General features: G+C 38.1%; 7 protein-coding genes. 5 read left to right on the forward strand and 2 right to left on the reverse strand.

The features are described from left to right. Positions 1–170 precede the first annotated feature (170 nt). Positions 171–719, forward strand: a complete 549-nt coding sequence (gene rfbC / locus AC1WHX_RS09215; protein ID WP_122337471.1) for a dTDP-4-dehydrorhamnose 3,5-epimerase — start codon at positions 171–173, stop codon at positions 717–719. 81 nt (positions 720–800) lie between these two features. Here the strand turns inward: rfbC and AC1WHX_RS09220 are convergent, their stop codons facing one another. Next, the gene (locus AC1WHX_RS09220) at positions 801–1,760 is read right to left on the reverse strand and encodes an ROK family protein (protein WP_031258294.1); all 960 of its coding nucleotides are present in this window, start codon (positions 1,758–1,760) and stop codon (positions 801–803) included. Positions 1,761–2,037: 277 nt separating this feature from the next. On the opposite strand from AC1WHX_RS09220, the gene AC1WHX_RS09225 reads away from it, so the two are divergent. Continuing rightward, positions 2,038–2,895 carry an enoyl-ACP reductase FabI gene (locus AC1WHX_RS09225; protein WP_009318687.1) on the forward strand — a complete coding sequence of 286 codons (858 nt, stop codon included), beginning with the start codon at positions 2,038–2,040 and terminating at the stop codon, positions 2,893–2,895. Between the two features lie 77 nt (positions 2,896–2,972). Here AC1WHX_RS09225 and AC1WHX_RS09230 read toward each other — a convergent pair whose 3' ends face one another. Then, a complete protein-coding gene (locus AC1WHX_RS09230; RefSeq protein ID WP_302544862.1) occupies positions 2,973–5,345 on the reverse strand; it encodes a TonB-dependent receptor in 2,373 nt (790 codons plus the stop codon). A 211-nt stretch (positions 5,346–5,556) separates the two neighbouring features. Between AC1WHX_RS09230 and AC1WHX_RS09235 the strand changes: the two genes are divergently transcribed. From AC1WHX_RS09235 to AC1WHX_RS09245, 3 genes are read left to right on the forward strand one after another with little or no spacing between them, the layout of a single operon-like run. Next, on the forward strand, positions 5,557–6,108 hold the full coding sequence (locus AC1WHX_RS09235) for an RNA polymerase sigma factor (RefSeq protein WP_122337468.1): 552 nt from the start codon (positions 5,557–5,559) through the stop codon (positions 6,106–6,108). A gap of 39 nt (positions 6,109–6,147) precedes the next feature. Next, the gene (locus AC1WHX_RS09240) at positions 6,148–6,498 is read left to right on the forward strand and encodes a hypothetical protein (RefSeq protein ID WP_122337467.1); all 351 of its coding nucleotides are present in this window, start codon (positions 6,148–6,150) and stop codon (positions 6,496–6,498) included. Positions 6,499–6,528: 30 nt separating this feature from the next. Beyond that, entirely contained in the window at positions 6,529–6,981 is a 453-nt protein-coding gene (locus AC1WHX_RS09245; RefSeq protein WP_009318691.1) for a hypothetical protein, read from the forward strand. Positions 6,982–6,993: the final 12 nt, after the last annotated feature.

Here is a 6,993-nt window from a genome sequence, read left to right on the forward strand (position 1 = left end):
ACTAAGACCGGTCTGAGTTTTACATGAATCAGGCTTGGGAATTTCTTTTGAGGATATTGGGTGCGTTTTTGTGAGAATAATAGTCAGATAAATAAAAACTAACATAAGAATGACCTGACAGGATTTCTTTATTGGAAAATTTAGACAGGTTTTAAGACAGAAGAAGATTTATGAAATTTACGGAGCAAGAAATACAGGGAGTATTTGTGATCGAGCCTCAAAAATTCGGAGATGCTCGGGGTTATTTTATGGAAACTTATCGGAAAGAAATATTTGATCGTTATGTCGGAGAGATAAATTTCGTACAAGATAACCAGTCTCATTCTACGTATGGAGTGTTGAGGGGATTACACTATCAAAAAGGTAACTATTCGCAAGCAAAACTAGTAAGAGTTTTGAATGGTCGGGTACTCGATGTCGCGGTCGATTTGCGAAAATCCTCTCCTACTTTCGGGAAATACGTAATGGTAGAACTGTCAGCGGAAAATAATAAACAATTGTTTATCCCTCGTGGATTTGCTCACGGTTTTTTGGTATTGAGCGATACTGCGACGTTTGCCTATAAAGTCGATAATGTATATGCGCCTGATCAGGAAGCAACATTAATGTATGATGATCCTTCAGTCGGTATAAAATGGCCGTTGGCAGCGGAGAAATTACTACTTTCTGCTAAAGATTTGAACGGGAAATATTTGGCTGATGCCGACTGCTTTGAATAGAACAGAGGATTTGTTTGTTTTGCGAAAATAAGAAACAGGGTGTAATGTTACACCCTGTTTCTTATTTTGGAAATGTCATTATCATTTAGCTTCCCAGCCTAATGCGCTGGCACCTAATACTGCAGCATCGCTCTCTTTCAATTCGGAGAACATGATTTTCACTTTACCTTTATAAATATTTAGTGTGTTGCGATCCATAGCTTCTTTGATCGGTTTCAAAATGAGATCGCCGGCTTTAGCCAAACCTCCGAACAATATGATTGCTTTCGGACTTGAGAATGCAATGAAGTTAGCAAAAGCTTCCCCTAATATTTTGCCTGTATAATCGAAGATTTCCAAAGCCAACTTGTCTCCGGTAATGGCAGCATCATATACGTCTTTAGAAGTAATATCTTGGATAGGAATTTGGCGCAGACTGCTTGGGTCGTTGCGAACTTCAAGAAATTCCCTTGCCGTGCGTGCAACACCGGTAGCTGAAGTATAAGCTTCAAGACAGCCCGTACGGCCGCAACCGCAGAGTCTTCCGTTATTCGGACGAACGATTACGTGTCCTAATTCTCCGGCAAATCCGTCGTGCCCATATACTAATTGTCCGTTAACAACGATACCGCTACCTACTCCTGTACCTAAAGTGATCATGATAAAATCTTTCAGACCACGGGCTGCTCCGTAAGTCATTTCTCCGATAGCTGCCGCATTGGCGTCGTTTGTTAAAGAGACAGGAATGCCAAAACGGTCTGTCAACATTTGGGCTAAAGGAATAACTCCTCTCCAAGGTAGATTAGGCGCAAATTCGATTGTCCCGTTAAAATAGTTACCGTTCGGAGCACCTACTCCGATTCCCATGATCTTGTCCGTCGCATTGTTTTGTTCCAATAGACGGAAAAGCTCAGTATGAAGTTCGTTGACGTAATCTTCTACTTCATTAAATTTATTTGTTTTAATAGAACCGCTTGCAATAATGGTTCCGCGGGCATCTACAATGCCGAATACGGTGTTGGTTCCACCAATATCAATACCAACTACATAGGGTTTACTCATGGTCATATTGTGTGTTAAATGTTATATGATTATTTCACAAAGGTAATCGAAACTTTTTATTTTCCTTTTTTTACCGATAAAAATGCATCAAAAAAGAGTGAAATTTTCTTTATCCTCTATTGATGATAATTATAAAATGATTAATTTGCTATGTGGAGATAGCAATTTTGATATTAATGATTGGCAGATCAAAAAAATATAGTATCTTTGCTCCCCGAAAATGGCACAAAAATAGGTAAAATGTGCATTTTCGAAATTCAATTAATGAGAACAAATTATGAGTAATAATTTATTGAAAGGAAAAAGAGGTATCATTTTTGGTGCTTTGAATGAAATGTCTATCGCATGGAAAGTTGCCGAGAGGGCTGTTGAAGAAGGTGCGGTTATTACGTTGACCAATACTCCGGTTGCAGTGCGTATGGGACAAGTTTCTGAATTAGGAGAGAAACTTAATGCCGAGATTATTCCGGCAGATGCTACCAATGTTGAAGATCTCGAAATGGTATTTGCCAAATCAATGGAAATTTTGGGCGGAAAGATCGATTTTGTTTTACATTCGATCGGTATGTCGCCCAATGTTCGGAAAAAACGTCCTTATGATGATCTTGATTATGATCTTCTGAACAAAACTCTCGATATTTCGGCTATCTCGTTTCATAAAATGATACAGGTGGCTAAAAAGATGGATGCTATTGCAGAGAATGGTTCTATATTGGCATTGAGCTATGTTGCTGCACAACGTACACTTTTCGGTTACAATGATATGGCCGATGCCAAAGCATTGCTTGAGTCTATAGCTCGCAGTTTTGGTTATATTTATGGACGTGAAAAGGGGGTACGTATCAATACTATTTCTCAATCTCCGACTATGACTACTGCCGGTAGCGGTGTGAAAGGAATGGAGTCGCTGATGGATTTTGCTAATCGTATGTCGCCTCTGGGAAATGCAAGTGCTGAGGAATGTGCCGATTATTGTATCGTGATGTTCTCGGATCTTACTCGTAAAGTGACTATGCAAAATTTGTATCATGACGGCGGATTCTCCAGTATGGGAATGAGTTTGCGTGCGATGACACAATACAATAAAAGTTTTGACGAATATAGAAATGAGAACGGAGATATTTGTTATGGATAATCTGTGACTCTTTAACATGATAACAAAAAAGGAAAAGTTCTGTTCACTTTTCCTTTTTTGTTTATATATGGCAGGAACTAAAATCGTAATGTTACATCGAATCCGAAGGTTATTGGACGTCCTAATTGCATAAATCCATTGTTCTCTTTCAGGTTTTCTGCATTCATCGTTTCGAAATAAAAAGCCTGATAGCGTTTATTCAGAAGGTTTTTTCCCCATATACTTAGATCGATATTATTTTTTTGGAATGTCAAATCTCCGTTTAATAATCCGTAGAAATTTTGTGCTACATCATTAGATTCTGTCCAAAAAGTTTTTCCTCGTCCTGCGTATTCGGCATTGATAAAAATGTAGTCGAGCCAGCTTTTTTTTATTTCTATAGTATAATTCCCCGTAAGAGCTAAGGTATGTTTAGGGGCAAACGGAACGTAATTTCCCTTGTTACCATCTTCATTTGAAATAAATGTGGCATGGGTATATCCGTAAGCTGCCGTAAGTTGAAGATTATTTACAGGTGACAGGCGGACAGAAACTTCAGAGCCTTTACTGGCAGAATGTCCGGAGTTTTTTGTCGTACGTCCGAATCCATCTATGATAGAAATTTGCTGATTCCGACAGTCTATATAAAATACAGAAAAATCGATACCCAGTCTTCTGTCCCATAAATCGGCACGGCCTCCGATTTCATAGTTCCAGCTGTGTTCGGGTTTATACCGGATTGAATTATTGACATCGGTCTGATTGTTTGTCAGATGACTTAAATCGGGTAACATCGGTTTAAACCTCTGTGGGACTTTATTGAGGATTTCTGTAATCATTTTACTTCGGAGTTGTTCCTGAACGATATTAGAGAACATTTGAAAGTTGTATCCTCCTGAGCGGTATCCTCGAGCGACGGAAGCATATATAAAATATCGGGAATTGAATTTGTATTTTAATTCAAATTTCGGTAAAAGTTCCCATGTATTCATTTTGTCCTTTCCGTCGACAGATAAAGGTACGGATACAGGAATCGAAATTGCTCTTCCTCCCATTGAGGGGGGAAGGATAATATTGAAGTCTGATATAAACGGTTCATCGATAAATGTATGGTGGTTTATTTTCGTGTGTTCATAGTCGAGTCTCAATCCGATTGTCCCGGAAAGGTTTTTTATAAATAAGTTGTTGTATGTCATCTGTTTAAAAACAGCAAGCCCGAATGTCGGAGTTTTATATATTCCGTTTATATATAAATTGGGACTTTGTACTTTTAAACCTAATTGAACAGGAAGCCCGTTGATGTTTTCGAATATTGAATTTACATTATCCTCGATCATGTATTTTAATCCGTCTTCTTTAAAATTTACCGGTCCGTCGGTTCGTAAGTGGGAGTAAAATCCGAAAACGCCGGCAACCCATTGCAAATTTTTGTCGGTTGTCGATTTAAAAGTTATTTCCTGAGTAATGGCGTCCTGTTTTTGTTTTTGTTGTAAGGTGAAAACAGATAAAGGAGTGAAATCCTGATCCATGTGCATATTGTCTTTCAGGAACTGATATCCGGTAATCGAGTTCATAATGTACCGGTCATGTATATATTGTAATAAAATACTGCTGGTCGATAATTTCCGGTCATAGGAAGAGCGGTCGTTATAATTGATCGGATATCGGATGTCTTTTTTTTTGTCGAACATTTGGTAAGGATAACCATCCTGATCGTTATATTCAAAATCGGAAGTAAGATTTATTTTCAGACGGGGATTGATTTTTATATAGATTTGAGCTCGTCCTCCAGCAACTTCTGTTGATCCCGAATTTTTTCCCGTTGCGATATTTTTAAAATATCCATCGTTTTTCCGGTATTTCCCGCTGACGGAGAACGCTACATATTCATTTATTTTATGACTATGGGAGAGGGCCGCATTCCATGTATTATGGTTACCGTATCCGGCTTTTATCTTCGTTCCTTGGTAGTCAAAAGGAGATTTTGTGTATATATTGATTAATCCTGCCATAGTATTTCGTCCATATAAAGTACCTTGCGGACCACGCAGAATCTCTATTTTTTCAATATCCATAAAATCGAAATCGAACGAACTTTTGTCCAGATACGGAACATTATCGACATTTAATCCTACTGCCGGAGAATTGATTCGTGAACCGATCCCTCGTATATATATTGATGAAATCAGCTTAGAGCCGTAATCCGGAATATACAGATTAGGGGCTATTGACGAAAGACCTTTTAATGACATGATATGTTGTCGTTCCAGTTTTTTTTCTCCGATAATCGAGATAGAACCGGGAAATTCAAAGAACCGAGTTTCTGATTTGGGAGATGAGATCACCTCTATTTCGTTTAGATTCACGTTTTTGTAAATCGTACTATCCCGGTCAGATTGTTCTTTATCTATTCTGGCAAGAACCGGAAGTACCTCGGTTGCGATTAATAAAAGCAGTAGTAATTTTTTCATCCTTTTTACCTTATTTTTTGAACATACAAATTAAAGCCATAATGGTGGAGGAGGCAATCACTATATGTAGTGATTTTTAAGAAATAAAAAATTGCCGGATTCTGTATTTTGTGTAATTTTACCGAATCGAAAAGATTTTTTGTTTTTCATCATTATTTATAGTAGTTGAAATTGTTTATCCGCCTGTTTGCTAATTTGCCGGTCATATATTATGCAACAATACAATGAAGACACCATCGTAGAGCAATTGCAAGATCCTCTCAAATGCAGAGAGGCATTTGCGCAGGTTGTCGCTCATTATAGCGAGCCGTTATATTGGCAGATACGTAAGATGGTATTTTCTCATGATGATGCTGATGACCTGCTACAAAATACCTTTCTTAAAGCATGGAACAGTATTACTTATTTTCGGGCCGAAGCCCGTTTATCTACTTGGTTGTATCGCATTGCAGTCAATGAGACGATTACATTTTTAAATAAGCAACGTCAACAGAATCATGTCCCGTTAGAAGGAGAAGACTTGTTTTTGCTTGATAAATTGGAGGCGGATGAATGGTTTGACGGGAATAGATTACAAAAACGTTTGCAGGAAGCCATATTGAAACTTCCCGAAAAACAACGTCTTGTTTTTAATATGCGTTATTTTGATGATATGAAATACGAAGAGATGTCTCATATTTTGGGGACATCGGTAGGAGCATTGAAAGCTTCGTATCATCATGCAGTTCGTAAAGTCGAGGAATATTTAACATCAGATGATTAAACCTTATTGTTCTATTATAGTCTAAAGAACAAAGATATTATGGAAAAAGATAAAGACATATTAAAGCAGGTGGGGCGTGATACGGGCATGAGAGTTCCCGATGGGTATTTTGAAGGCTTTACGTCTCGAATGGTAAGTCAATTAGACAATTTTGAGGTTGTCGAACCTGAAAAACCGACTGTGTGGCAACGTGTCAGGCCTTGGTTATACATGGCGGCAATGTTTGCCGGAATAGCTTTGATGGTGCGTTTGTTTGTTCCGGAAAAAGACTCTTCTTCTGTCGTGGCGGAAACGGAAGTTTCAATAACAAATGAGAATGTAGATGACTATTTATTTTACAGCAATGTAGATGAATATTCGGTATATGAGTATTTGGCGTTAGGAGAATAAGAGATCTGATACTTATTGTATATAAAAGAGATGAAAAGAATAATTACTGCATTTTTATTTTTCGTTTTGGTTTTGCCTGTATGCAAGGCGCAAGGCACTTCTCCGGAAGATCGTTACAAGAGTTTTCAAACTTATAAGAAAGAGTATCTGAAAAAGCAAATCGGTCTTACAGATAAGGAGGCTGCACATTTTTTTCCGTTGTATGATGAAATGCAATTGAAAAAATATCGGCTGAATCGCCAAGTGCGCAGCGAAGCGAGGCGTATTGCACATTCGAAAACTCCTGTTTCGGAAAAAGAATATGCAGCATCAGCAGAAGCTCTCTCTCTATTACCGCTTAAAGAAGCTCAGATAGAACGTGAGTATTTTATTCGTTTCAGAGGAATTCTCTCCCCGAGAAAGCTTTTTCTGTACCGTCGTGCTGAAAATTCTTTTGCAAAAGCTATGTTGCAGCATAGAGATCAAGGAAAGCAAAAGAAATAGCATTTTAAAACC

Source organism: Coprobacter sp., from assembly GCF_982436375.1.